The sequence below is a fragment of the Natrinema soli genome (genome assembly GCF_028618695.1).
The window spans coordinates 1-25,348 of record NZ_JAQIVI010000646.1; the positions used below are offsets into that span (position 1 = coordinate 1).

The 25,348-nt window shown below is 63.5% G+C and carries 25 protein-coding genes and 1 pseudogene; 14 read left to right on the top strand and 12 right to left on the bottom strand.

The genetic code is table 11. The features are described 5' to 3' along the window. On the top strand, positions 1–819 hold an 819-nt coding region (locus tag PGX04_RS29000), incomplete at its 5' end, for a pyridoxal-phosphate-dependent aminotransferase family protein (RefSeq protein WP_273741662.1). A gap of 36 nt (positions 820–855) precedes the next feature. Here the strand turns inward: PGX04_RS29000 and PGX04_RS29005 are convergent. Both PGX04_RS29005 and PGX04_RS29010 read right to left on the bottom strand, forming a co-directional pair. Next, positions 856–1,164 carry a DUF7116 family protein gene (locus PGX04_RS29005; protein ID WP_273741685.1) on the bottom strand — a complete coding sequence of 103 codons (309 nt, stop codon included), beginning with the start codon at positions 1,162–1,164 and terminating at the stop codon, positions 856–858. Between the two features lie 214 nt (positions 1,165–1,378). Further along, positions 1,379–1,618, bottom strand: a complete 240-nt coding sequence (locus PGX04_RS29010; protein WP_273741663.1) for a DUF5816 domain-containing protein — start codon at positions 1,616–1,618, stop codon at positions 1,379–1,381. 183 nt (positions 1,619–1,801) lie between these two features. Between PGX04_RS29010 and PGX04_RS29015 the strand changes: the two genes are divergently transcribed. Then, positions 1,802–2,212, top strand: coding sequence for a universal stress protein (locus tag PGX04_RS29015; RefSeq protein WP_273741664.1), 411 nt, complete (start codon positions 1,802–1,804; stop codon positions 2,210–2,212). Between the two features lie 57 nt (positions 2,213–2,269). Here PGX04_RS29015 and PGX04_RS29020 read toward each other — a convergent pair whose 3' ends face one another. Continuing rightward, positions 2,270–2,710 carry a universal stress protein gene (locus PGX04_RS29020; RefSeq protein ID WP_273741665.1) on the bottom strand — a complete coding sequence of 147 codons (441 nt, stop codon included), beginning with the start codon at positions 2,708–2,710 and terminating at the stop codon, positions 2,270–2,272. Positions 2,711–2,808: 98 nt separating this feature from the next. Then, entirely contained in the window at positions 2,809–3,801 is a 993-nt protein-coding gene (locus tag PGX04_RS29025; RefSeq protein WP_273741666.1) for a mechanosensitive ion channel family protein, read from the bottom strand. Positions 3,802–3,940: 139 nt separating this feature from the next. Between PGX04_RS29025 and trmB the strand changes: the two genes are divergently transcribed. The 8 genes from trmB (at position 3,941) to PGX04_RS29065 (ending at position 12,964) form a co-directional block, all read left to right on the top strand. Continuing rightward, entirely contained in the window at positions 3,941–5,008 is a 1,068-nt protein-coding gene (trmB, locus tag PGX04_RS29030; RefSeq protein ID WP_273741667.1) for an HTH-type sugar sensing transcriptional regulator TrmB, read from the top strand. A 359-nt stretch (positions 5,009–5,367) separates the two neighbouring features. Continuing rightward, the gene (locus PGX04_RS29035) at positions 5,368–6,834 is read left to right on the top strand and encodes an extracellular solute-binding protein (RefSeq protein WP_273741668.1); all 1,467 of its coding nucleotides are present in this window, start codon (positions 5,368–5,370) and stop codon (positions 6,832–6,834) included. A gap of 136 nt (positions 6,835–6,970) precedes the next feature. After that, positions 6,971–7,921 (top strand): carbohydrate ABC transporter permease, encoded by a 951-nt coding sequence (locus PGX04_RS29040; protein WP_377043651.1) that lies wholly within the window; start codon positions 6,971–6,973, stop codon positions 7,919–7,921. Next, positions 7,921–9,030 carry a carbohydrate ABC transporter permease gene (locus PGX04_RS29045; protein WP_273741670.1) on the top strand — a complete coding sequence of 370 codons (1,110 nt, stop codon included), beginning with the start codon at positions 7,921–7,923 and terminating at the stop codon, positions 9,028–9,030. Before PGX04_RS29040 ends, PGX04_RS29045 begins: the two co-directional genes overlap by 1 nt. 4 nt (positions 9,031–9,034) lie before the next feature. Further along, the gene (locus tag PGX04_RS29050) at positions 9,035–10,222 is read left to right on the top strand and encodes an ABC transporter ATP-binding protein (protein ID WP_273741671.1); all 1,188 of its coding nucleotides are present in this window, start codon (positions 9,035–9,037) and stop codon (positions 10,220–10,222) included. Positions 10,223–10,378: 156 nt separating this feature from the next. Then, on the top strand, positions 10,379–11,506 hold the full coding sequence (locus PGX04_RS29055) for a Gfo/Idh/MocA family protein (RefSeq protein ID WP_273741686.1): 1,128 nt from the start codon (positions 10,379–10,381) through the stop codon (positions 11,504–11,506). Positions 11,507–11,651: 145 nt separating this feature from the next. Beyond that, entirely contained in the window at positions 11,652–11,897 is a 246-nt protein-coding gene (locus PGX04_RS29060; protein WP_273741672.1) for a DUF7127 family protein, read from the top strand. Between the two features lie 98 nt (positions 11,898–11,995). Next, the gene (locus tag PGX04_RS29065) at positions 11,996–12,964 is read left to right on the top strand and encodes a sugar phosphate isomerase/epimerase family protein (protein ID WP_273741673.1); all 969 of its coding nucleotides are present in this window, start codon (positions 11,996–11,998) and stop codon (positions 12,962–12,964) included. 12 nt (positions 12,965–12,976) lie between these two features. Here the strand turns inward: PGX04_RS29065 and PGX04_RS29070 are convergent, their stop codons facing one another. Next, complete coding sequence (locus PGX04_RS29070; RefSeq protein ID WP_273741674.1) at positions 12,977–13,285, bottom strand: HalOD1 output domain-containing protein; 309 nt, start codon at positions 13,283–13,285, stop codon at positions 12,977–12,979. Between the two features lie 421 nt (positions 13,286–13,706). After that, positions 13,707–14,147: a hypothetical protein gene (locus PGX04_RS29075; RefSeq protein ID WP_273741675.1), complete on the bottom strand. Its 441-nt coding sequence runs from the start codon at positions 14,145–14,147 to the stop codon at positions 13,707–13,709. 246 nt (positions 14,148–14,393) lie between these two features. On the opposite strand from PGX04_RS29075, the gene PGX04_RS29080 reads away from it, so the two are divergent. After that, positions 14,394–14,582, top strand: coding sequence for a hypothetical protein (locus PGX04_RS29080; RefSeq protein ID WP_273741676.1), 189 nt, complete (start codon positions 14,394–14,396; stop codon positions 14,580–14,582). A 41-nt stretch (positions 14,583–14,623) separates the two neighbouring features. Here PGX04_RS29080 and PGX04_RS29085 read toward each other — a convergent pair whose 3' ends face one another. From PGX04_RS29085 to PGX04_RS29095, 3 genes are all read right to left on the bottom strand, one after another. Beyond that, a complete protein-coding gene (locus PGX04_RS29085; protein ID WP_273741677.1) occupies positions 14,624–15,331 on the bottom strand; it encodes a 6-hydroxymethylpterin diphosphokinase MptE-like protein in 708 nt (235 codons plus the stop codon). Between the two features lie 330 nt (positions 15,332–15,661). After that, entirely contained in the window at positions 15,662–16,855 is a 1,194-nt protein-coding gene (gene folP, locus PGX04_RS29090) for a dihydropteroate synthase (RefSeq protein ID WP_273741678.1), read from the bottom strand. An 85-nt stretch (positions 16,856–16,940) separates the two neighbouring features. Beyond that, the gene (locus tag PGX04_RS29095) at positions 16,941–18,170 is read right to left on the bottom strand and encodes a Cdc6/Cdc18 family protein (protein WP_273741679.1); all 1,230 of its coding nucleotides are present in this window, start codon (positions 18,168–18,170) and stop codon (positions 16,941–16,943) included. 926 nt (positions 18,171–19,096) lie between these two features. Between PGX04_RS29095 and PGX04_RS29100 the strand changes: the two genes are divergently transcribed. Together PGX04_RS29100 and PGX04_RS29105 are read left to right on the top strand one after the other, a co-directional pair. Beyond that, positions 19,097–19,858, top strand: a complete 762-nt coding sequence (locus tag PGX04_RS29100; RefSeq protein WP_273741680.1) for an RNA methyltransferase — start codon at positions 19,097–19,099, stop codon at positions 19,856–19,858. Between the two features lie 88 nt (positions 19,859–19,946). Further along, positions 19,947–20,987 (top strand): hypothetical protein, encoded by a 1,041-nt coding sequence (locus PGX04_RS29105; protein WP_273741681.1) that lies wholly within the window; start codon positions 19,947–19,949, stop codon positions 20,985–20,987. Between the two features lie 74 nt (positions 20,988–21,061). On the opposite strand, the gene PGX04_RS29110 is transcribed toward PGX04_RS29105, so the two are convergent. Together PGX04_RS29110 and gatE are read right to left on the bottom strand one after the other, a co-directional pair. Continuing rightward, complete coding sequence (locus tag PGX04_RS29110; protein ID WP_273741682.1) at positions 21,062–21,727, bottom strand: HTH domain-containing protein; 666 nt, start codon at positions 21,725–21,727, stop codon at positions 21,062–21,064. A 247-nt stretch (positions 21,728–21,974) separates the two neighbouring features. Further along, positions 21,975–23,843, bottom strand: coding sequence for a Glu-tRNA(Gln) amidotransferase subunit GatE (gene gatE, locus PGX04_RS29115; protein ID WP_273741683.1), 1,869 nt, complete (start codon positions 23,841–23,843; stop codon positions 21,975–21,977). 248 nt (positions 23,844–24,091) lie between these two features. Between gatE and PGX04_RS29120 the strand changes: the two genes are divergently transcribed. After that, positions 24,092–24,238: a hypothetical protein gene (locus PGX04_RS29120; RefSeq protein WP_273741684.1), complete on the top strand. Its 147-nt coding sequence runs from the start codon at positions 24,092–24,094 to the stop codon at positions 24,236–24,238. Positions 24,239–24,345: 107 nt separating this feature from the next. On the opposite strand, the pseudogene PGX04_RS29125 reads toward PGX04_RS29120, so the two are convergent. Beyond that, positions 24,346–25,348: pseudogene (locus PGX04_RS29125) on the bottom strand (ABC transporter); the annotation flags it as partial.

Sequence of the window (25,348 nt, forward strand, 5' to 3'; positions counted from 1 at the left end):
CAACTGCTCGAGCACGACGACGTCGCGGACGCGCTGGCCGAACACGACCCGGACGTCTTCGGCTTCGTCCACGCCGAGACGAGTACCGGGGTGCTCCAGCCCGACGTGCCGGAACTCACCGACGCGGCTCACGACCACGACGCGCTCGTAATCGCCGACAGCGTCACGTCGCTGGGCGGCGTGGAGCTGCGGGTCGACGAGTGGGACATCGACGTCGCCTACTCGGGGCCACAGAAGTGTCTCTCCTGTCCGCCGGGCGCCAGCCCGCTGACCCTCTCGGACGAGGCGATGGAGAAGGTCCTGTCGCGCGAGGAAGACCCTCGCTCGTGGTACCTCGATCTCTCCTTGCTCGAGGGCTACTGGGGCGAGGAGCGCGCGTATCACCACACCGCGCCGATCACGAACGTCTACGCGCTCCGGGAGGCCCTGCGCCTCGTCGCCGAGGAAGGAATCGAAGCCCGCTGGGCGCGCCACGAGCGACTGGCCGGTGCACTGAAAGCCGGCATGGAGGCGATGGGACTCGAGATGAACGCGCCCGACGAGTACTGGCTACCGAGTCTGAACGCCGTCCGCGTCCCGGCGGGCATCGACGACGGCGAGGTCTGCGATGCGCTGATCGAGCAATACGACCTCGAGATCGCCGGCGGGCTGGGCGATCTCGCCGGCGAGATCTTCCGAATCGGCTGCATGGGCCACTCCGCACGTCCGGAGAACGTGATCTACGTCGTGACGGCGCTCGGTGACGTCCTCGAGTCGATGGGTGCGGCCGTCGATCCGGGTGCAGGCGTGACTGCGACGCGCAACGCGCTCGAAGAATAAGGAACGTCGTGACGGTCACTCGCGGACCGTCGGTTTCTATGCTGTTACTCGCGGTCCTGGCGGCGCTCGTTCGACCTGATAGTCCTCCCCGTCGACGACGATGATGGCCCACTCGTAGTTCGGATTTGTCCGTTCGAGTCGCGCCTCGAGATCGTCTGCGTCCTCGGGTTCGGCGACGAAACAGTGGAACTGTCCCGACGGGGACGACGGGAGCTCGTCCGCCTCGAGGACGGCGTTTACGTGGACGACTTTCCACGCGCGTTCGGCGCGAAACTCGGGGCCGTTACCTTCGACGGTGTAACCCAGCTCAGCGAAGATCGACCTGGCCTGCTCGACGAGTCGCATGTTAACAGGACCCATTCACTACCACCTATGTCGGCATCCACCATAAATGTTAGTACGTAACAAGAATGTCCAATTACTTCCCCACTATTCGGAACTACCTAGTGATTTCGGTTCGTCTATGTCCCGGTATCAGGAATTTTCGTCAGTAATCGTCTATTAGAGACGTTCCATCACACGACTGCCTGGTTTCAGTGTGTCCGGTGCAGCGACGGCGTCACTCGTGAGCGGCGTCCCATTCGGTGGGCTTCCGAAAGTTCCCACATCGATTGCATTTGATTCGGCCCATCGAATCCATCGCGTTGTCGAGGGTCTCGCAGTTCGTACAGAACCAGCCGTAGCGGCTGTCGGCAGCGCTGGATTCGTAGGCGACGAGGAACGGCCCCTTCGACCCCTTGTCGCCGTCCGTCTCCGAGATATAGACGGTGCCGTCATCATCGGTCGACCAGGTTTGCATGTCCGCTCGTACCATCGCTCGCGGTAAATGACTGTCTGTCCGGGTCGATATCGCCTCCTCGAGCGGCCACCGTGCCCGGAAACCCCGTCGACCGGCGCATTCGGCCGATAGTGTGCGACAGGTTCGCAGTGTAGACTGTCCGTACTGAAAGGTTTACCCGCACGGAAATCGTTCGAATGGCTAATGTCGCTGGTCGTGGTTCCCGTTCGGTATCCGTTGTCGAAGCACTCGAGACGAACGCTCGAGCGTGCGATCGAGGTCGCCCGCGAGCGGGAGGCCGCGTTGACGATCCTCCACGTCGACCTCTACCAGAACGGGAAAAAAGTGACGCGTCTGGACCTGAAGAACGCCGTCGAGAGTACGTTCGGGCGGCTGGAAAGCGCCCGCTACGTCGTTCGAACCGGCTTTCTCGTCGAGGAGAGCATCCTCGACGAAGTCGCGGCGGAGCGAGCCGACGCCGTCGTCATCGGGAACAAGCAAGCGAGTCGGCTCCGACGCATCTTCCAGCGCTTTACGGACAACCCCGATATCGATCGGTATCTCCGGAGCCACCTCGACTGCGAAGTCATTACGGTCGAAAGCGCGAGCGCGTAGGCCCGTGTCGACTATCCGCCGTTCAATTCTCCGCCTTCGATCCTCCACCGACCGCCGTTATTCGCCGCCCGCGTTTCGCACGACGAACACCGGAATCGAGGCGTTGTCGACCACCCGCTCCGAGACGCTCCCGAGCGAGGTCACCTTCTCGCGCGGACTCTTCCCTCGAGTGCCGATGACGATCAGATCGATTCCTTGCTCGTCGGCGTACTCGAGGATCGATTTCGCGGGCGTCCCCTGACGCACCTCGCTGATGGTCTCGAGCCCCTCGGCCGTCGCTCGTTCTTCGACGGTGGCGACGGCCGTCCGGCCCTCGTCCTTGAGCGTCCGCTCGAGGTCCGTACTGGTGTCCTCGCCGGCGGCGGCGGTGACACGGCTATCGACCACGTACAGCGTGTGGACCGTCGCGTCGTTGTTCGCGGCGATCGGTAGTCCGTGATCCAGCGTTTGGGAGATCGTGTCGCTTCCGTCGGTGGGTATGAGAACGTCGTCGTACATCTGTCGGATGCGTTGGGATTGGACTGGGGAGCGTATAAATTACCACCACGATTGACACCGGGAGAACGAGCGTGCAGTCGTGAGCGAGAGCGCAGTCGTTACCGGTCGGCCGGATCCGCGGGACTCCCGCCCGGTTCGACGGGTGAGTCAACGGCCGTTCGCTCGAATCCCGAATCGTCCACGGCCAGTCGCGCGACGCCGCTGGTCTCGTCGAAGACGTGGTGGCGGTGCGGGTAGGCGAACTCCACGTCGAGATCCGCGAACCGGTCACCGATGGCATCCTGCACTGCCGACCGGACGACGGTCTGCTTGTAGGGATGTTTCATCCAGAAGAACAGCTCGAGAGCGATCCCGTGATCGCCGTACTCGTTGATGTAACAGGAGGGTGCTGCGGCGTATCGAGCGCTGCCGATCCGAATGTTCGGACCGCCGGAGATGACGTCGTCGACGCTTCGAGCGGCCCGCTCGGTGGCCTGTCGCGCCGCCTCGAGATCGCTCTCGTAGGTGATGTCGAGCCTGAGAGAGACCCGCGTTCGCTCGTCTTCCGCGGAGTAATTAATAACGTCGCGCGCGTGGATCTCGGAGTTCGGAATGACGATGAAGGTGTTCTGGAGGGTGAAGATCTTGGTGTATCGGATCGTGATGTCCTCGACGAACCCGCGGTGGCCGGCGTCGGAGACCTCGATCATGTCGCCGATTTCGTACGGTCGGTCGGCCAGCACGTAGAGACCGTTGATCAGGCTGCCGACCAGCGGTGCGAGGACGATCGCGATCACGGCCGAGATGACGGTCACCGAGAGGAGGATCTGCGTGTCGCCGACACCGACGATACTGGCGGCGATAGTCGCCGCCCAGAGGAGGACGGCGGCCTTGACACCGCGGAGAACGGTGCGCGTGACGCTCGGCCGTTCGATTCGGCGTGCGACCGCGCGACCAGTGATCCGAACGGCGAGTTTCGAGAGATACCAGCCGATCGCCAGGACGACGATCGCCAGACCGATTTCGACTACCTGTAGCGGTACCAGAACGGGGAGCTCACTCTGGATGTCCTCGGCTACCGTGCTCTCGTTCGCCTGGAGGACCCTGCGCATGGCAACACTCTCAGGCCGGCAGTGGTTAAGGGTTCTGACCATCAGTTTCGGACACCGGTCGTGAAACAACCCGATTTCGAAAACGCGTGCTACTCAGAATATAATAAATCATTTAGCCGCTGGAATCGTAGGGTCGGATATGGCACCAGACGAACTTCGCTCGACGGTCGAGCGTGTCGGGGACCGGTTCAACCTCGGCGAGTACGAAATCGACGCCTATCTCACCGTGTTGGAGCAGGGACAGCTCACGGCGAGCGAGATCGCGGACCGAACGGACATCCCCCAGCCTCGAGTGTACGATACCGTCCGTAGTCTCAGCGATCGCGGTCTCGTCGAACTGCGCGAATCCCGTCCCATGAAAGTCGTCGCGATCGATCCCGGGGAGGCGTTCGACGACGTCCAGACCTCCTTCGAGCAGATGATCAACGAACTCGAGGCCCGCTACACCGCGCCGGCGCGCGACACGGAGGCGGTCTCCCTCGTGAAATCGCGATCGACGATCCTGCGCTACCTCGAGGAGGTCATCGACGGCGCGGAGTTCGAGCTCGCGCTCTCGCTGACGCCGGACCTGCTGACCCGGTTCGAAGCGGAGTTGCGCGACGCGGTCGAGGCCGGTGTGAGCATCGATCTGATCGTGACGCCGGGGAGCGAGGCCCCCGATCCGGACGAGTTCGCGTACGGCGAGGTGGCGTCGACAGCCCGCGCCCGGCGGGGGATCACGACGCCGGTCGTCGCCGTCGCCGACGGGAACTACTCGGTCTACGCGACGCAGGACGCTCTGCGCGACGACCAGGATCGCTACGGCGTCATCTTCAACCGGTCGGCGCTGGGCTTTCTCATCTCCGGGTTCTTCGGAACCGTCCTCTGGACGACCGCCGACCGGACGCTCGGCGAGGACGGCACCGCGCGATCGTATCCACGAAAGTACGCCTCGATCCGCCGGTGCGTGAAAGACCTCATCGACGAGGGCGGCGAGTTCTACGCGACCGTCGACGGGCGCGACGTCGAGGTCGGTGGCCAGCGGATCGTCCACGGCCGCGTTCGCGACATCTCCTTCGAGGTCAGCGAGGAGGTCGCCAGCATCACGATCGAAACCGAGGAGGGCGAGGAACTCTCCGTCGGCGGCCGCGTCGCCGCCCTCGAGGACGTCGAGGCCCACGAGATCCGCATCGGCCGAAACGAACCGCCGACCCTCGAGGATCGCTGATCGCTCCCAGCGCGGAGAATCGAGCCTCGAGCACCGAGCCGACGAGGCGGCTTCGAGCGTCGAGCCATCGAAATCACTTCCGTTTGGATGGGAGAGCGTGTGCGTCGAGCCGGCCCGGCGGAATCTGCTCACCGAGAGAAAGGGGTACCCTCGTAATCCGGCGGCCAGCAGTTGCCGATCGCCGGCGCGCAACTGGTAATTAGAGACACCCTTCCGAGTCGCTCTGCAAACGTGTCGATGGAAATCCACACAGCGTTCGCTATTGAGTGACCATAACTGGAACGCGATTCGAACACTCACGTTTTATTACCGTATTTATAGCTAACAATTAAGGCGGTGAACGTGGTCTGTTGCTCCGCATGGGACGCGAATCCACCGGCCGACGCGACCGCACTCGCTTCAGGCGGCGGTCGATCCTGAAGGCGGCATCGGCGTCGACAGCAGGAGCGGTCGCCGTCACCGGCTGCCTCGGTCGGGGTCGCAGCCCGGGACGGGTGGTGATGACCGCCGCTCAGGACGTTGCGGGGATCATGCACAGCGAGGGGGACGACCCGTCGATCCAGCAGGCACTCTGGGACGCCGGTCTCGATGAGGACATCCGCGTCGAGATTCAGACCGTCGTCAGCGACTCCGCATCGCGAATGCAAACGACTCAGTCGGCGCTCCAGGCGGGACGGGCTCCCCCCGACATCCACATGATGGACAGCGGCTGGACGGTCCCGTTTATCCTGCGCGAGCAGACGGTCAACCTGACCGAACGCTTCTCGGAGGACGTCCTCGGCTCCGTCAACGACAACTATCTCGAGGCGATCCTCGAGACGGCGCGCCATCCACAGAACGGCGATCTACACGCCCTGCCGCTGTTCCCTGATCTGGGGTTTACCCTCTACCGCGAGGACCTCATCGAGGACGCCGGCTACGACACGAGCGGCTGGGGGACCGACCCGCCTCGCTGGGAGGAGTTCGCGAACGCGGTCCGCGATGCGAGGGACGGAGCCGACCTCAACTACGGGTTCACGACGCAGGCGGCCGCCTACGAGGGACTGTCCTGTTGTACGTTCAACGAAGTGATGACCTCGTGGGGCGGGGCGTACTACGGCGGGACGGACAACCTGTTTACCGCCGGCGACCGACCGGTCACGGTCGACGACCAGCGGGTCATCGATTCGATCCGAATGATGCGGTCGTTCATCGAGGGAGAGGAAGAAAACACCCTGGACGGCTACCCCCAGATCGCTCCGTCCGCGATCGTCCAGTGGACGGAGCAACAGTCGCTCAGCCCGTTTTCGGCCGGCGACGCCGTCTCGAACCGAAACTGGTCGTACGCGATCGCGGAGACGGGCACGGAGGAGGCCTTCGGCGAGAATCTGGGAGTCATGACGAGACCGTACGCGGTCTCCCGGGAGGAAGCCGAGTACGCGGACGTCGGCGGCACCGCCGCGGCGCTGGGCGGTTGGAACCTCGCGGTGAGCCCGTTTTCGGACCGCCAGGAGGAAGCGTTGCAGGTCCTCGAGGCCTTCGCCACCGAGGACGTGATGCTCACGGTTTTCGAGCTGGGTGGCTTCCTCCCGCCGAACCTCGATCTGGTCGCGGAGGTCAGTCCGGACGACGTCGGGCCCGTCGCCCGCTACGCCGACGTGGTTCAGGCGGCCAGCGAGAACGCGATCCCGCGACCGGCGACCGACCTCTGGCCTGAGCAGTCGGCGCTGATATACCAGGAGGTGAACGCGGCGTACCGCGGCGCAAAAGCACCCGCGGCTGCGATGAGCGACCTCGCGAACGAACTCGAGCAGAGCGAAGCGGAGGTGCAAACGAATGGGAACTGATTCCGACGACGAGCAGCGTCCCGACGACGGCACGGCACCCGCCGGCGAACCGCTGACCGACGGTGGCACGCTAACCGGCGACGAATCCGGACGGAGCCGGGATCGGGAGCGGACCGGCAACGCCGTCGTGAACTGGATGGAGAACCTGAGCGAAGCGGCGTACGCGTACCTGCTGTTGCTGCCCGCGTTCGCGCTGTTGACGCTGATCGCGTTCTACCCGCTGATCCGGACGTTCGTCATTTCGCTCCGGGCCAACCGGACGCGGGGGTTGGACCCGCTGGGCGCGTTCGTCGGCATCGAAAACTACGTCGACATTCTCACCGGGAACGCGCGGCTGGCTCGACAGTTCCTCGACGTCGGACTGACGTCGTCGTTCCCCTTCGTCGAACTCGGCACCCCGTTCTTCCAGCAGGCGCTGTTCGTCACGCTCGCGTTCGCGGTCATCAGCGTCGTCATCGAGACGGTGGTCGGATTCGGCCAGGCCTACGTGCTCGATCAGGACTTCAGGGGCCGACGCTGGGTCCGCGTGGCAATCATCCTCCCGTGGGCGGTACCGATCGTCATTCAGGGGATGATCTTCTTCCTGCTGTTCCAGCCGACGGTCGGGTTCGGCTCCGACCTCATGCAGAGTCTCGGCATCTTCAGCGCGACGCCGCTGGCGAACAGCCGGGACGCGTTCATCATCATCCTCGTGGCCGACATCTGGAAGTCCTCGGCGTTCATGGCCCTGCTGATTCTCGCGGGACTCCAGAGCGTCGATCGGAGTCTGTACGACGTCGCGCGCGTGGCCGGGGCCTCACCGTGGCAGCGATTCAAACTGATCACGCTTCCGCTGGTGATGCCGGCGCTGTTGGTCGCGATGCTGTTCCGAACGATGGACGCGATGCGAGTCTTCGGGCTGATCGAATCGACGGCCGGCTGTACTACCGTGCCGTCGCTGAGCTGTCTCGTCGTCGAGGCGATGTTCGGCGGGACGCGCATCTACGCGACGGCCGCCGCCGTGGCGTTCGCGACGGCGCTGGTGATCGGCCTGATTATCGGCGGCTACGTACTGGTCTTCCGCGATACCGAAGGAGGGATGTACTGATGACCGATCCGAGTGATTCCACCGATCCGACGGACGCGACGGGAACGAACCGATCCGGAGACATCAACGACGCCGGAGACGGCGACGACGAATCACCGCGAGATCCCGCGCTGTGTCGCCCCGACGGCGGCGAGCCGACGGACCGGTCCGCGGGCCGCCCCGACGGCGGCACGAACGTCCTCAAGGACGGCCGCGAGGCGGAACTCGATCGGAGCCCGCTCCAGCAGTGGGTCGCCGACTCCATCTCCCACCCCGAGCGGGTGTACCGCGCGATGTTCTACGTCGCAGCGATCTTCTTCCTCTTTACGACCCTGTTTCCCTTCTACTGGCTGCTCATGGTCGCGCTGACGCCCGAGGGACAGCTCCAGGACATCGTCTTCACCCCCAACGGCTTCAATCCCGGCGCGTTCATCGAGGTCTTCCAGGTCGTCCCATTCCACGTCTACATGTTCAACAGCTTCGTGATCGCGCTGGCCTCGACGATCGTCGTCCTCGTCATCGCTAGCCTCGCGGGCTATGCTTTCGGCCGCCTCGAGTTCCCCGGCCGGACGCCGCTCATGTTGCTCGTGTTGATCATCTCTTTCTTCCCGCCAGCGGCCTTCTTCATCCCGCTGAACGACCTCTTTAACACCTCGTTTTTCTTCCTCGAGCCCATCACGGGCGACGGGACGCTCTACAACACGCCGTTCGCCCTCGTGACGCCGCTGTCGGCGATCTTCATGCCGCTGGCGATCTTCATCCTCACGACGTTCTACTCGCAGATCCCGGACGGCCTCGAGGACGCGGCCCGCGTCGAGGGGACGACTCGGCTGGGCGCGCTGTTCCGCGTCATCATCCCGCTGTCGGCACCCGGCGTCGCGACCGCCGGCGTGCTGACGTTCATCGCGGTCTACAACGAGTTCTTCTTCTCGTTCCTGATGACGGATGGCCAGCCCGAGAACTGGGCGCCGATCCTCGACGGTATTCTCGCCTATCAGGGGCAGTACCAGGTGTTGTACAACCTCATGGCCGCGGCGAGCATCCTCGGGGTCATCCCCGTCGCGATCCTCGTGGTCATCGCACAGGAAAAGATCGTCAGCGGACTGACTGCCGGCGCACTCAAAGAGTAACACAATGGCACGAGTACGACTCGAGAACATCACGAAACGGTACGGAGAGGAAACGGCGGTCGAGGACGTCAGCCTCGAGGTCGAAGACGGCGAGTTCGTCACGTTCGTCGGCCCCTCGGGCTGCGGGAAGTCGACGACGATGGAGACCGTCGCGGGGCTGACGGCGCCCTCGGAGGGACGGGTGTACATCGGCGACGACGACGTCACCGACCTCGCCCCGAAAGATCGCGGCGTCGCGATGGTCTTCCAGAACATCGCCCTGTTCCCCCACATGGACGTCTACGAGAACATCTCCTTCGGACTCCGGCTCCGGAAGTACGACGACGAAGAGGTCCGGCGTCGCGTCGAGCAGGCCGCCGACATCGTCCAACTCGAGGGGATGCTCGACCGGATGCCGGCGGAGATGTCCGGCGGCCAGCAACAGCGAGTCGGCATCGCCCGCGCGATCGTTCGCAACCCGGACGTGTTCCTGATGGACGAGCCGCTGGCGAACCTCGACGCGAAGCTGCGGGTCCACATGCGGACCGAGCTCCAGCGCCTCCACCGGGAACTCGACGCGACGGTCATCTACGTCACCCACGATCAGGCCGAGGCGATGACGATGTCCAACCGGATCGCCGTCCTGAACGACGGCAAACTCCAGCAGATCGCTCCGCCGCTCGTCTGTTACAACGAACCGACGAACCTGTTCGTCGCGGGCTTCATCGGCTCGCCGTCGATGAACTTCGTCGAGGGCGAACTCGTCGAAAACGGCCTCGAGACGAACAACTTCGCCGTCGATCTCGATCCGACGCGGATTCCGGACGTGACGGTCGGCGACGCCGTCACGCTGGGGGTCAGGCCGGAGGACGTCCATCTAACCCGATACGCCGACTCGCTCGCCGCGCCGACGGCACCGATCGACGCCCGGACCGACGTCATCGAGCCGATGGGAGACGAGGTCTTCGTCTACCTGTTACTCGCCGAGGCCGCGGCGGGGTCGATGGAGCAAGATCCCGCGACGTCACCGAACCAGCTGCTGATGAGCGTCACCCCCGACACGGATATCGAAGCGAATCAGGACGTCGACGTCGTGCTGGATCGATCGAAGATTCACCTCTTCGATACCGCCTCCGGCGAGGCGCTGGTCCACGGCCTGACGGATCTTCCCGATCGCGAGCCTGGTACGACCCCGACGGAAGCGGATAGCTAAGCCGTCCAGAGCGGACAGCGAGGCTATGCATGGGTTCGAGCGCGACGTTCTCGGGTCACCGCGGTCAGTCACGGTCCATCCCGCCGTTGTCAGTTGGCGACGGACCGAAGTTGCTCGAGCCAAAGGATTCGATATAGCGGTACAGAGTGTATTGGACTGAAACGAAACGAACGCTGGCAGTTCCAGAACCACAGGGAAATGACATTGAATCGATCGGATATTAAAACCGGCATCGTTGGGCTGGGAAACATCGGCCAGTACCACGCCGAGCGACTCGTGGACCTCGGCGTTACACTGGCCGGCGGAATGGACGTCGCCGCCGAAGCGCGAACGCGCTTTGCCAGACGATACGATGTCGACGTCTACGACGATCACCGCGAGTTGTACAACACCGTCGACGCCGTCATCATCACGACGCCGAACAAGTACCACGAGGAGTACGCGGTCGACGCCCTCGAGCGCGATCTCCACGTCCTACTCGAGAAACCACTGGGCCACTCCATCGAAAGCGCAGAGCGGATCGCCGACGCCGCAGCCGTGTCCCAAGGCGACGCGATGGTCGGGTTCAACAATCGGTTCGCGAATACGGTCCAAATCGTGAAAAACCGCATCGAGCAGGGCGAACTCGGCGATATTTCCCACGTCGAAGCGAACTACGTCCGGCGGCGCGGTATTCCGGGGCGCGGGTCGTGGTTCACCCGGAGGCAGATCGCCGGGGGCGGCGCGCTCATCGATCTCGGCGTCCACGCCATCGACCTCGCGCTGTATCTGCTCGGCTACCCCGACGTGACGGAAGTAAGCGGCGTCGCACGGAGCGAGTTCGGTTCCCGCGAAGAGTACGCCTATCTCGACATGTGGGCGGACGACGCGGGACCGGACGGCTTCGACGTCGACGACTCCGCCAGCGCCTTCATCCGCTGTGCGGGGAATCGAACGATTTCGCTCGAGGTCGCGTGGGCGACTAACCGACCGGCGACCCACGAGTTCGTCGCCCGCGGGACCGACGCGGCAGCCCGGTTCGACCTTCTCGAGGGCGACCTCTCCATCTATTCGGCGAGCAAGGTCGGTCCCGACCACCTCGAGGATACGACGATCGAAACGCGGCAGAACGATACCCACACGGACGAACAGCGGGAGTTTTTCGACCGGATCGTCGGGGATGACGGGCCCGACAACAGCGTCGAGGAGGCGCTCACGGTCCAGCGGATCATCGACGGCATCTACCGCTCGAGCGAGGAAGCACGGACGTACACGATCGACGAAGTAAACGATTCGAGCGAATAGCCGCGTTTGGTCCGTCGTTCGCCACCGAGACCGACCGGTACGAGCCGATAGCTACGCTGATAGAACCGAAACGCGAACGGGTCGCCGCACCGACGGGGCGATTTCGTGCACGACGTTTACGGCGCGGAGCCACCAACGGTCGGACATGGAAACGCCTCCCGAACTGAAAGACGTCGCCGACGACGGGGACGAGATCACGATCAGTAACCGCGAGTACGATGACGAGAGCGTCATCGCCGTGGATTTCGGTCCGACCGGCGAGCACCCAACGGTCGACGTCGTCGACGACACGGCGATCGTCACCGTCGGCGGGAGACAGTTCGAGTTCGACGTGCCGACGGGAGCGAGCGACGTGACCGTCAACGACGGGATTCTGACGATCAAAAGCTGACCCCTTCGGGTACGACCGTCCGATACCGGGATGAAGCACTGCGACGACCGATGCTCGCCGGCCCTCGTTTTATTGCTCCGGCAGTGATCGCCTTTCCCATGGAGATCGGTGTTCATACCCCACCGCTGGCCGACGAACCGCTCGAGAGCGCGCTCCCTTACCTCGACGGGATCGGCGTCGGAACGATCGAGCCGGGCGTCGGCGGCCATCCTGGCCAGGATCACATTACGCGGGCCGAGTATCTCGACAACGAGACCAGGCAGGCCGAACTCCGCGACCTGCTCGCGGAGTACGAGATGCGGATCAGCGCGCTCGCGACCCACAACAACCCGCTCCATCCGGACGACGAGCGGGCCGAGGAAGCCGACACCGAACTCCGGGAGGCGATCCGCCTGGCCGCCCAGCTCGAGGTCGAAACCGTCACCTGTTTCTCGGGACTCCCGGCGGGCAGTCCGACCGACGAGACCCCGAACTGGATCACCGCGCCCTGGCCGCCCCAACACGCTGAGGCCCTCGAGTACCAGTGGGAGCGGGCCGTCGACTACTGGGGCGAGATCGCTGACCACGCCGACAATCACGGGGTCGACGTGGCGATCGAGATGCACCCGAACATGCTGGTCTACGAGCCCCACGGGATGGCGCGGCTGCGCGAAGAGACGGGCGACCGGATCGGCGCGAACTTCGATCCCTCACACCTCTACTGGCAGGGGATCACGATCACCGACGCGATCCGATATCTGGGCGAACGCGAGGCGATCCACCACGTCCACGCCAAGGACACCAGAATTTACGACGCTCAGGCCCGCGAAAAGGGAGTACTTGATACGACGCCGTACACCGACGAGCCGAATCGGTCCTGGCTCTTCCGATCGGTCGGCTACGGCCACGGCGAAGCTCACTGGAAAGACATCGTTTCGACGCTCCGAATGGTCGGTTACGACGGCGCCCTGAGCATCGAACACGAGGACTCGCTGACCAGCTCCCGGGAGGGCCTCGAGAAGGCGGTCGACCTGCTCGATCGGGCGGTCTTCGAAACGCAACCTGGGGAGGCACACTGGGCCGAATGAACCGAAACGGGGCTACTCGCCGATCGGACTGTTGACGGAGTCTCCGGCCGAGCGATCGCGAATCTCGACGTCGCTGCCGTCGCGAACGACTATGTCGTAGCCCTCGTACTCGAGTCGGACCACCACGCTGCTGGCGGTATCGGCGGTGGTGGTGAACAGTTCGTCGAGCGCTTCCGGGTTGACGACCGTAAACAGCGGGTCGTACGCCGGCGGCTCAACATCGGTGACGTCGACGCATTCGCGCGCTGCGATGGCCTCGATGATGGCCTGGGTCGGCGGAACCGTCCCGTGAGGTGTCGACGTATTGTCCAGATAGGACATACCTGTCTCTTTGATAGTCCCGCTGATAAGGATGATGGCAAATATATACAAATAAGAACCACCAGTAATATCCTCCGTTGCGGTTGATTACTGAAACGAAAACCGAACGGACACTCACTCGAGGAACTGTGTGACTATAGTAGCCACTGAACGTCACTGCACACCCGAACGACGGGAGCACGGTTCGGAGATGTGCGGTTCGGAGCGACGCGCGGTTCGGAGCGAACAGAGTGAGCGAGAACCGCGGACTGTGCAGTCCGTGTGCGAATTGTTTCAGTTGTTACTATAGAGGACTCGCGCCGTCAGGATCGAGACGCAACCGATCGGGACGCGTTCTGATCGCAGAAGGGATCGCATCCCTTGAAATGGCGAAGAGATCACCCTGCAACGATGGAAGAGGCCCAAATTGGCGCGGGTCAGATCAGTTATCCGCGTTCGACGGACTGACGAGATGATCGACCGCCGAGCGAAAGCCCGGACTCTCGCAGTACCACAGCCAACAGCCGACACCGGCGGTAAACAGTGAGCCTGCGATCATCCCGCCCGTCGCGGCCAGATACGCGGTCGATCCATCGCCGGTGACCGTGAAGACGTTCGCGGGGTTGTCGTGAATGAAGAAGAAGTACACGACGAACCACGCGTCCGTGAGCAGCGTCGAAACCAGCACCGGCGCGCCGTACGCGTAGTTGTGCGCCCAGATCAGGCCGATCGCAACCAGCGGCCCGAGCAGTCCGACGATGGCGATAAACGCCGGTTGCCCCTGCGTGAGCGGGGCATCAACCGTCGACAGCCCCATTCCGAACAACCCACAGAGCACGAGGTAGATGAGAAACGGCGTCGTGACGATGAGTCGTTGATCCACATCGTATCGTGGTCACCTATTCATCTTAACTGTTATTACCAGTGACTCGATCGGGAGGCAGGTCGAACGGACGACCGACGATCCGGTTCGGTACGAATCCGCCGGCGAGGATCGGCGAACCACGAGCGCCGACCGAGAGTATAGGGACCGATTACCGCGGAAATCGGACATCGACGATGTATCGGCTCTCGTGTAATTCATAGTACGGAGAGAATAACGAATTGTGATATTCGCAACTGAACGGCCATGAGGGGTCAGGAACGACCGTCCGATACCGCACAGTCGATGATTCGGAACGCGCTCGAGTCGGTCTTGCGTCGAAGCGGCGATCAGACGGTCATCGAGGAGTGCCGGCGCTGTGGCACGACGCTCGAGTCGGTGTCGACGTGTCCGTCCTGTGGCGGAAGCGACATCGTCGAATATCGGATCCGGTAACGACCGCCCGCGAGCGGCGAGCGATTGGGATCACTGGAGAGTCACTGCGAGCCGACGGGAATCCCATCCGTATCGATCGCATCTCGTCGGCCGTCGAGTACCGCGAACCGCTCGCCGCGGCGCGATTCGAGCCAGTAGAGGAGACGTTCAGCCCACTCGAGTTTGTGGGCCTTCGCGGGGTCGACCGCCGGATCGTCGAGATCCCAGCCGACGAACTCGAGGCGCGCGGCGCCGACGTGGTCGGCGAGAAACGCCGCGCGGTCGCCGTCGGTGAAGCCGCCGACGTTTCGGACCGGTCCGCGGGGTGCGGCTTGCGTCGTCGGGAGGACGTACGCACCGTCGCAATCGGGGACGACGTCGCGAATCGCCGCGAGATTATCACCGTGGCCGTGGACCGCGACCGGAACGCCCTGAGTCGTGAGTCGTTCGACGGTGTCGGGGTTCTTGTCGAGATCGGTCACCATGCAGTCGACGTCGATGCTGTGGCTCGCGAGCGTATCGACGGCCGTCGACGCGGCGACGACGACGTCCGCATCGCGCGCTCGCTCGAGGTCCCGATCGGTCTCGAGCGACGGGCCGGCTCCGGCGATAGCGGCGGTCGCTCCGCCGACGAACGAGAGGTCGGCGAGGTCGAACGAATCCTCGAGAACCGCTGCGAGGAGATCGCGCCCTCGTTCGTCACCGGCGCGATCGTAGCCGAAATCGCTGCAAATCGTCTCGTAGACGGGCTCCCACTCGTCGAACTCCATGCTCGTTCTCGTCGCGCTATCGGTTTGTGTGTTCGGTCTCGATCCTGCGCTCCTGGTCATCGAGCGTGGGCTCCTGCTCATTGGATCTGTGCGACCGATCGACGAGCGTGGGATATCAACCGGCACGTCGACTTCCTCGCGTGGGCAATGAAGCCGGTACTGTGTGCCGTGAAGGACGATCGCAATACGCCGGTTGGGAGTCGTCACTGGTCGGCGTAAGACCACAATAATTCCGTGTTGTGGGCCGGGGGTCGCCTCCAAAGTACCCCTACCCGGGAGGCCGCCCGGCGTCCAGTCTCCCTTTTCGAAGCATCCGGCATAAGCTTTCTCTTAACGCAGCACCCCTGACAGCTTCCGTCCGAGATCACTGAGACGTCCATTCTCGGTGGACAAATCGGTGGCAACGTTGGAAATCGTCTCTGTCGATCCAACGAGTAACCATTTCCCGCCGGTCACCCGTCGGACGACCGCGCCGTGCTCGAGTGCGATCGCCGTGAGCCGGTCGATCGCGTCGGGCACGAGGCCGTCGATTTCGAGGAGTTGGGTCTGCCAGTCGCCGGCGATCGCGGGATCGATGCCACGTTCCCGGAGCTGCGTTCGAAACTCCCGGGTGGAGTTGACGTCCAGTTGCGAGATCGTGAGTCCGTCCGCGGTAACGCTCGCACGCTCGGTGAACGCCTTCCCGATCAGGGCTGCGTCCCTCGTTTCGGCCACGTCGTGGGTCCGGATCACGTGCGCGCCGCGTTCGACGGCCATCGACGTCGCTGCGAGGCTGACCGGGAGTCGCTCCTCGGTCTCCCGGTCCGCGATCTCGCCGAGGAAGTTCTTCCGGTTAATCGAGACCAGCATCGGCCGCCCGAGCGCGCGGAACTCCCGAAGCCGTCGGAACGTCTCGCGGTCGTCCTCGAGCGTCTGGGCCTCGCTCCACCCGCCGAACGCGGGGTCGACGATCGTCTTGTCGGTCAGCCCGTTCTGTTTCAATGCCTCATATACCTGATCGACGTAGTCGGCCGCTGCCGCCCAGTCGGGCGACTTCCGGGCCGACCAATCGGTTTCCTCGACCGCTCCCGGTCGCTCGAGCTCAGGCGGGCTCGCCATCTTCGCGACGGCGACGTCGTGCTCCTCACAGACGCGCGGCATCTCCGGGTCGGCGAAGCCGCAGATGTCGTTGACCATGTCGAACCCCCGCGAGAGGGCCTCGTCGGCGACCTCGGCGTAGCGCGTCTCGATCGAGAAAGTCGCGTCCCCGGAGACGCTCTCGATCGTGTCGAGCGCGACGTGTAGCCGCTCGAGTTCCTCGTCGGCCGAGAGCACGTCGAAGCGTTTGTTCGCGGACTCGAGGCCGATGTCGACGATGTCGGCCCCTTCGCCGATCAGCTCCTCGTCGACGTAGCGAGCCGCCTCGCCGGGATCGTCGAAGACGCTCGGATCGTAGGGAGACTCCTCGCTGACGTTCAGTACGCCCATGATCCGGGGCGGGTAGTCGTCCCCGATCCCCAGACCGGCGGCGTCGACGTTGTGCATACCCGGTCTCGGGAAGCGAAACAAAAAGATATCGCGGTTTCGGCGAGCCAGAGCGCAGCGAGCAGTAAGCGGGAGTGAGCGCGGTCTATGCCTCGTCCTCGAGGACGGCCAGCCGCGAGTCTCGCAGAAGCACCTTCTTGACGATCGAGGGGTTCTCGAGCAAGCGGTGTTTCGCGTGTGCGCCGCGACCGCGGCCGCGTCCCTCGCGCTCGGACTGGATCACGTTGAGGAAGTTCTGTTCCTGCAGGATCTCCTGAACGCGGCGCTCCGAGAGCACGTCGAAATCGAGTCGGCGGGCGATTTCCTTGTACTGATTGTAGATGATCTTCGTCGGGAACTCCTTTTCCGAACTGTTCTCGGTCAGCAGCGTCAGCGAGTAGAGGATCGCTTTGGCCTGCTGGGGTGAGCCCTCGATCAGTTCGTTGAATCGGTCGGCCTCGGTCTTCTCCTTGGCGTCACGGACGTGATCCGCGGTCACTCGAGTGTCGCTTCGCTTCTTCGCGATCCGGCCCGCGTTCCGGAGGATGTCGATCGCCTTGCGAGCGTCCCCGTGTTCCTGAGCGGCGAGCGCGGCGGTGAGCGGAATGACGTCGTCGGAGAGCACGCCGTCGTGAAAGGCGTCGCGGCGCTTCTCGAGGATCTCGACGAGTTGGTTCGCGTCGTACGGCGAGAAGACCAGTTCGTCCCGCGAGAGGCTCGACTTGACGCGTTCGGAGAGGTGGTCGGGGAAATCGATCTTGTTCGAGATACCGATGATACCGATGCTCGAGTCCGAAATACGACGGTTTTCGCCGGCCCGCGAGAGTTTCCGGAGAACCTCGTCGTCCTCGAGCATGTCGATCTCGTCTAAGATGACGATGGTGACGTCGGTGCAGTGGTCGATGGACTGCCAGAGGCGCTTGTAGTAGTCACCGGTGCCCAACCCCCGGTCGGGGACGCTGACCCCGCTCGCCTCGGGGTCGTTGACGAGCTGGGCGATCGTCTTGACGATCGACGCCTCGGTGTTCTGCTCGCCGCAGTCGATGAAGGCGTACTTGACGGTGATGTCGTCGTGCTGGGCCTCGGTGATTACGCGCTGGGTGACCGACCGCGAGATGAGCGATTTCCCGGTGCCGGTCTTGCCGAAGATGAACAGGTGATTGGGTTCGCTCCCGAAGACTGCCGGGTTCAGGGCGTCCGCAACCCGTTGCATCTGCTCGTCGCGACCGACGATCCGATCGGGGCCTGGGAGGTGCGTGATCTCGAGCAGCCGCTCGTCGGCGAAGACCGGATCGTCGTACCGGAAGAGCGGGTCTCGATCGTCGTTGGCGGACATTGCGGTACCGCGCTCCTTCCAACTGGATTGAAATAAAGGTGTGGGGATCGATCGCGGATGTAAATACCCCGACAGAGCGACTCGAGTGGGACCTCGCGGCCGCATAACCGAAAACCGCCCTGAACGCTGGCCTCGCGCTTCTAACCGTCGAAGATGACCGCCACCCACCACGGACACCCCCGTCGCGGATGTAAAGCTCGTGCGCTCGACCGGCCAACGACCGCGCTGTACCCGGTTTCGGCGGTGAGATCCCGTTCGACGAACGAGGACAGGATCCACATGAATACGGCGAACGAGGGCTCGAGGGACCGGACGAGCGATTCGTCGATCGCTGCGCGGGGCCCACACCCCCCTCGCGTTTGTAACGGCAATAACGGAGGGGGAACCGAGAAGCATATCCGAATATCCACGCTGTTGGATCACATATAGGTCGATTTTACACCCGCGGCACTGGTGTGTTCCGACGAGAGATCCCCACACGTATATCGCCTTACAAACGCGAGGGGGGTGTGTCCCTCTCTCACTCTCTTCACGGAGCGATCACTATCCCACTCCTGAAAAAAATTCCAATCGAGAATGCACGCGATTGCATCTCAGAGAGACGGTATACACCCGGAGACACGGTATAACTGGAATATAGCGTCTTAGTTCTAGTCTAGACTAGAACTAGCTAGAGCTAGCTAGAACAGAGAAGTAGGATGGTGAATAGTAACTCGAGATCGAATAATCAAACCGCGGAAACGAAGCGAGAAATGAAACGGGGAGTTCATCGAGACGTGAACGCGTTCTTTTTGCGTTCGCGTTCGGTACTCCAGCTATGAACGCACTCACCGGTACAGCTCCCCAATCACGCTCTCTTCCTGTCATCGGAAGGGATCTTGCACAGACGACGAATCTTCGTCTGGAATTCCCCCATCCAAACCCCGATGACTGACGAATCGATCCCGAACGGATCGCCTCCGAGTCGAACGACGCCGGCGGTTGCGGTCGTCGACGCCCAGTCGCCGGGCAACGTCGGGACCATCGCCCGCGCGATGAAGAACTTCGGCTTCGAGGACCTCCTGCTCGTCGATCCACCGGAACTGGACCCCGACGGGGAAGCGTACGGCTTCGCGGGGCACGCTCGAGAGGACGTCCTCCCGAACGCCGACGAGATCGGTTTCGACTCGCTCGTCGAGAACTACCACACGATCGGTTGTACGGCCGTCACGAACGAAGACGATCACAGCCACACGCGGTTTCCCTATTCGACGCCCGCCGAGCTGGCCGAACGGCTGCAGACCGTCGAATCACCGACCGCGCTCGTGTTCGGTCGCGAACGCGTCGGTCTGACGAACGCGGAACTCGCTCGGATCGATGAGATCTGCTCGATCCCCGCAAGCGCGGACTACCCCGTGCTCAATCTCGGGCAGGCAGCCACGATCACGCTCTACGAGCTTCGGTCGCTAACGATCGACGAGACGCAGTTGCCCGACCTCGAGCGCGTCCGCGCCCCCGAGCCGACCGTCGATCGGCTCTACGATCAGTGGGCGGCCCTGCTCGAGGAGATCAACCGCCCCGAGGAGAAACGCGACAAGACGATGCGCATGCTCCGGCGTGTGTTCGGTCGGGCCGATCTGACCGAACGTGAGGCGAACACGCTGCTGGGACTTCTCCGTCGAGCGACCGAACGGCCAGCCGAGGACTGAACTACCGGTCAAAAGCTGTCAAATATTTCATCGCAGCCGCTCCTACTGGCCAGTACAGTAATATATTCACAGTAATCATCACAACGGGATGACTGAGTTTCCCCGACGGAACGCGTTGAGTTTGCTGGGTGCCGGAATGGCGTTTCTCGCCGGCTGTTCGGAGTCGTCGACCGACGGCGGTAACGGCAATGGACCGGATACTGAATCCGGATCGCCGAACGACGGGATCGAAATCGACGGCGAGAGCGGTGCACTCCCGTCATACGCCTCGTATCTTCCAGAGAGTGAGAGGACGGGGTACTTCTATGGCGCAATCGATGCCGAGACACTACAGACCCTAACCGACGATGAAGGTGCCACAGAAGGGTCCGAACCAACCGATCCTCTCATCGGAAATCCGGTCATCATGGCCATTCTCTTCGGCCGAATTGGAACCGTCGCCTCGTTCGACGCCTACAAGGAAAACGATGATACTCCCGGCGGAGACGGCGTTCTGATCGATGCGAACGGCGTCTACACCATTGTCGGTCGCTACGACCGGAGCGGTTTCACCGACGACCTTGAGTCGGCCGGCTTCACGGCCGAGACAGTCAATGACGACTACGCTGTCTACGCCGACGACGAATCAGGCGAGGCCGTAGGGATAACCGACGAAGTATTCGCGGTCACCACACCGAACCCAAACAACGACGCGTTCGATCCGATTTCCGCCGTCAAGCGAACCGTGGCAACGGCGGTGGGCGATCGGAAACCGAAATACGAGACCGACGACGACTTCGAATGGCTCCTCCGCGCCAGTTCGACCGCGGGAATGACGCTCTGTCGATACACCGAAACCGAGACGTTTGATGCCGGGACGATCGGAAGCGAGCAAGTGAACTCATCGACACTCGAGTTCGCCTTCGGAGCCTGCGAGGGGGCGAACGGCGTCCACCAGCAACTCTCTCTCGTCGACGGATCGATGACTGCCACGGCGAGTGCCATCGTCACGTATGCGGACGAGAGTCGTGTCTCAATGGACCGACTCAAGGCAGCACTGGGAACGGAGGCCAGTTCGGTCGCGTTCAATCGCGACGGCTCCACGGTTGCGATCGATGCCGAGTACGACGGCGACCTCGTCGAGGAGTAACTGATCGTCTCCCCGGCCGTCCCATTTTTCGAAAAAGAGGCCGAGATCGATTCGAATCGAGTATCGTCGCGACCTTATCGCGATCGAGTCAGCGTCCGCACTTCGTCCTCGTTTTCCGGAGCGGAATCGATGGACTGCGATTCAAACCGTCCGGATTCGGTGACGGTGCCGACCCACCCGCAATCGCTACAGGCGAACAGTCCTTGCCCATCGACGAGAGCGCCGCCGCAGTCGGGGCAGGTATCCGATGTCGTCGACTCGAGTCCGTCGCCGTCGTCATCCGCGACAGATCCGAGCGGGACCGGCAGCTCTCCCGTTCGAAGCGTGGCGATCGCCTCGTCGGTCGTGTACGTCTCGTCCGTCGCCTCGTTCGAGTGGGGGAAGACGCCGATCAGTTCGTCGTCCGCATACAGCTCGAGGCACAGCAGCGGCGTCACGAGCCGTTGCCGCGTCGTGCCGGTCACCTGTGAGGTCGTCGTCCGCTCCCGGAACGCCGGTCGGACGCTCACCCCGCGCTCGTCGGCCCACTGCGCGAACCGCTCGTAGTTCTCGAGGACTTCCTGGTGGGGACTCTCATCGGAGAGGGTGACCTCCTTGGGCCAGCTCCGGAGGAGCAGGTCGTCGATCGCGCCCTCGGAGTCGCAGGCCTGGAGCGTCTCGATCTGCTCGTCGACCGGCTCGAGCAACAGCGGTGCGCGAACGTAGCAGACGGCCGTTATCTCGGTCGGGTTGTCAGTCATGTGAGTTCGTTGTGAGTTTCGCCAACGGAATAACTGATAAAGGTTTCCGGGGGAGACTCGATATCGGTTAAAGGTGTATTATATCATACTAGGACGGGATAGCCGCCGAAAACCGCTGTGCTCGATCGGTAGTCGATCCGAGTGACGTCGACGGCTTCGGAACCGGTCTATCAGGAACTCATCGTCGCTCGGGTCGTTCCGGGAACGTATCGTCGTCGTTCGTGGCGTCCGAAGATCCGGACGGATACTATGCTCGCTTCTGAATCTCCTCGCGCAGGAGTTCGCTCACGAGATCGCCGTCGGCTTTCCCCCGTAGCGCACCCATGCACTCGCCCATGAGCCCCGAAAAGGCCTGCATTCCCTCCGCCTCGACCTGGTCCTCGTTTCGTTCGACGACCTCGACGACGGCCTCCCGGACTTCCCCCTCGCCCGCAGAACCGAGTCCGGCAACCTCGGCGGCCTCCTCGGCCGATCGATCCGGTTCCTCCGCGAGCGCCGTCAGCAGATCCGGAACGCCCTCCCGCGCGAGGTCACCGCCCTCGGCCATCGCGAAGACCGCCTCGAGGTGCTCTCGAGCCAGTTTCTCGACTGGCACGTCGTCGCGCCGGAGTTCGGTCAGCGTCGACTCGAGGGTCGCCGCCGCCAGCGTCGGATCGATTCCATCCGCGACGACGTCCTCGAACAGCGGCATGTGCTCGCCGTAGGCGGCCTGTTCGGCCAGACCCTCGCCGAGCCCGTACTCGTCCTGGTAGCGCTCGACCTTTGCGGTCAGCAACTCGGGTTCCGGAACCTCGCTCGGGTCCGGTTCGACGGGCGGCACGTCCGTCTCGGGGTACATCCGCGCGGCCCCCGGAAGCGGCCGCAGGTATCTGGTCGTCCCGTCGTCGTTCGCACCGCGCGTCTCCTCGGGAACGCCCTCGAGCGCGGTTTCCGCCCGCTCCGCGACGGCGTCGATCGCCGACTCCGCGATCTCGGTGTCGGCGGCGACGATTGCGACGGCGTCTTCGGACCCCGCACCAACGGCGTCCCGAAGCGCAGCGACCTCGTCTTCCGTGACCCCGTAGGCAGGCAGTTCGTCGGTGTGGAAGATTCCGCCCGCGCCGTGGCGCTTCGCGTGATCCGAGAACTCGGTTCCGAGCCGGCGGTCGGGGGCGATCTCGCGGCCCACGATGCCGTCGAAGCCGTAGAGCGGTACCGCCATCACGGATCCACCGCTGTTCAGTGCACCGCCGATGACGCCGCTCTCGGTGCCCTCGAAGACCTCGGTCACGTCCCGAACGTCGCCGACCGACGCCTCGAACTCCGAAAGTTCGTCCCGAATCGCGACGAGTTCGGCCTGTCGAGCGACCTCGTTGCGCACGATGTCGTCGATGTCGTCGAGGCTCTGGACGCCCTTGATCTCGACGCGAGCGCCCTCTTCGATCGAGACGTTGACGTCCTGGCGGATCGTTCCCAGTCCGCGCTTGACCTTCCCGGTCGAACGCAGCAACATCCCGATCCGTTCGGCCGCCTCGAGGGCCTGTTCGGGGCTCGAAATGTCCGGGCTCGTCCCGATCTCGACCAGCGGAATTCCGAGCCGGTCGAGGCTGTAGCGCACCCCGTCCTCGGTCTCTTCGACGCGCTGTGCGCTCTCCTCCTCGAGCAACATGTCCTCAATCCCGACCGCGCCGTCGCTCGTTTCGATCTCGCCGTCGGTGGCGATCAGCGACGAGCGCTGAAAGCCCGACGTGTTCGAGCCGTCGACGACGATCTTGCGCATGACGTGGGCCTGATCGACGGGACTCATGTCCATCAGCTGAGCGACCTCGAGCGTCGTCTCGAGGGCTTCCGCGTCGAGTTCGTGGGGCGGCTCGTCGTCCTCCTCGACGAGACAGGTCGAGTCGTAGGCGAGATATTCGAACTCGCGCTCGACCTTGCTCTCCTCGACGGCGGCGTCGTCGAGTTCGCCCAGTTCGCTTCGGGTGGGATGGAGGTAGCGCGTGAACCGTCGCGTCGACGCCTCGGGTTCGCGGAGGGTAGTCGGACACTGACAGAACAGCTTCGTCGCCGTATCGAGTTGCTGGTGGATCTCCAGCCCGGCGACGAGTCCGAGGGACTCGTAATCGTACTCGGTCATTGGCGGCCACTCGGAGGCGGAGGGGTAAAAAACCGTCCAGTTGCGGCCGGATTGTCGACGCTCCGCGTTCTCTCGGACTCGATTTGAGGGCCGTGTACGAACGCCCTCCGAACGGAGTTCGGAGCCGACTGGAAAGCACCGAGCTGTGCGAATCTCTTCACTGGTCACCCGCTCTACCGCCGATCCTGCGTCTCGAACCCGTATTAAGCAAGCACAACGTCCACCCGACGTGACCATCACGTTCGAGTATGGTCCGACTCTCGACGATCGTCATCGTCCTCGCGATCGTTCTCGCAATCGGTCTCGTTCCGATTCCCGTCGTCCCCGGAATTGGGATTCTCGTCGGTGTCTCTGGCATCGTTCTCGGAATTATCCTCTGGTTCCTCGGGTGGTAGTCTCAGACGGTCCGCGATCACCGTGTTCCAGCGCAGCCACGACCCGCCATGCGGGTGCGCTGGAACTGACTGACAGGCGTCCGTCTCAGTCAGTACAGAAATCCGTCTCAGTCGCTCGAGGATTCGGCCGACACGCCCGAACTCGAGTCGCCGTCCGACGACGTCGATCCGGCGTCCGAGGATTCCGCGTCCGTAGTCGAGTGTGACGCGTCGGAGCAGTTCTCGAGCGCGTCCGCAATCCCCTCGAGTATCCGCTCCGCTGGCACCTCGAGAGCGGATTCCGGTTGGTGTTCGTACGCGATCTCGGTTCCCCGTTCTCGCGGCGCACCGGCGTCGCTTCCCGGAGCTTCGACACCCTCTCGTCCTCCTCGCGTTGCGATCACGATCGAATCAGCGACCGTATCCGCGACCTCGAGAAGCCGCCGCGTTCCCCCGCCGGACGACTCGAGCACGCCCTCGGCGACGACGGTCACGTCGGCCTCCCGAACGAGGCTCTCGAACGTCGTCAGATGGGTCGGTGAGAGCGATTCGAACGGCGGAATTTCGACGCAATCGACCCCGAGCGACCGAGCGGCTTCGGCCGCGATATCCCCGTCGGTGACCGGACCGAGACTGACCTCGAGGGCGGGGGTTTCGGCCTTGATACTCCTGTCTCGCGCGTTCTCGAGTCGAGCGAGCACGCGCGCAGCGATCGCCCCGGTTCCGAGGACGTGGATTCGAACGGTGTCGCGATCGATACCGGTCCACGCGCCGTCCGGACCGGAACGCGGGAACGCCGTCACCGTTTCCGACCCCGTGAGCGGATGGGTGGTGACCGTCGCGGTCGCGTCGAAGACGTCGCCGAGTGAGTCTCCCGTGAGCACGTCAGACGGCGGACCGTTCCGATAGACGCCGCCGTCGGCGAGCATCACGAGCCGGTCGCAGTACCGCGCGGCCAGATCGAGGTCGTGAATCGCCGCACAGACGGTCCGACCCTCGTCGACCAGTTCGCGGACCAGCTCGAGCGTCTCGATTTGGTGATTGACGTCGAGGCTCCCCGTCGGTTCGTCGAGCAGCATGACCGGCGTCTCCTGGGCGATCGCCCGCGCCAGCACGACCCGCTGGCGCTGG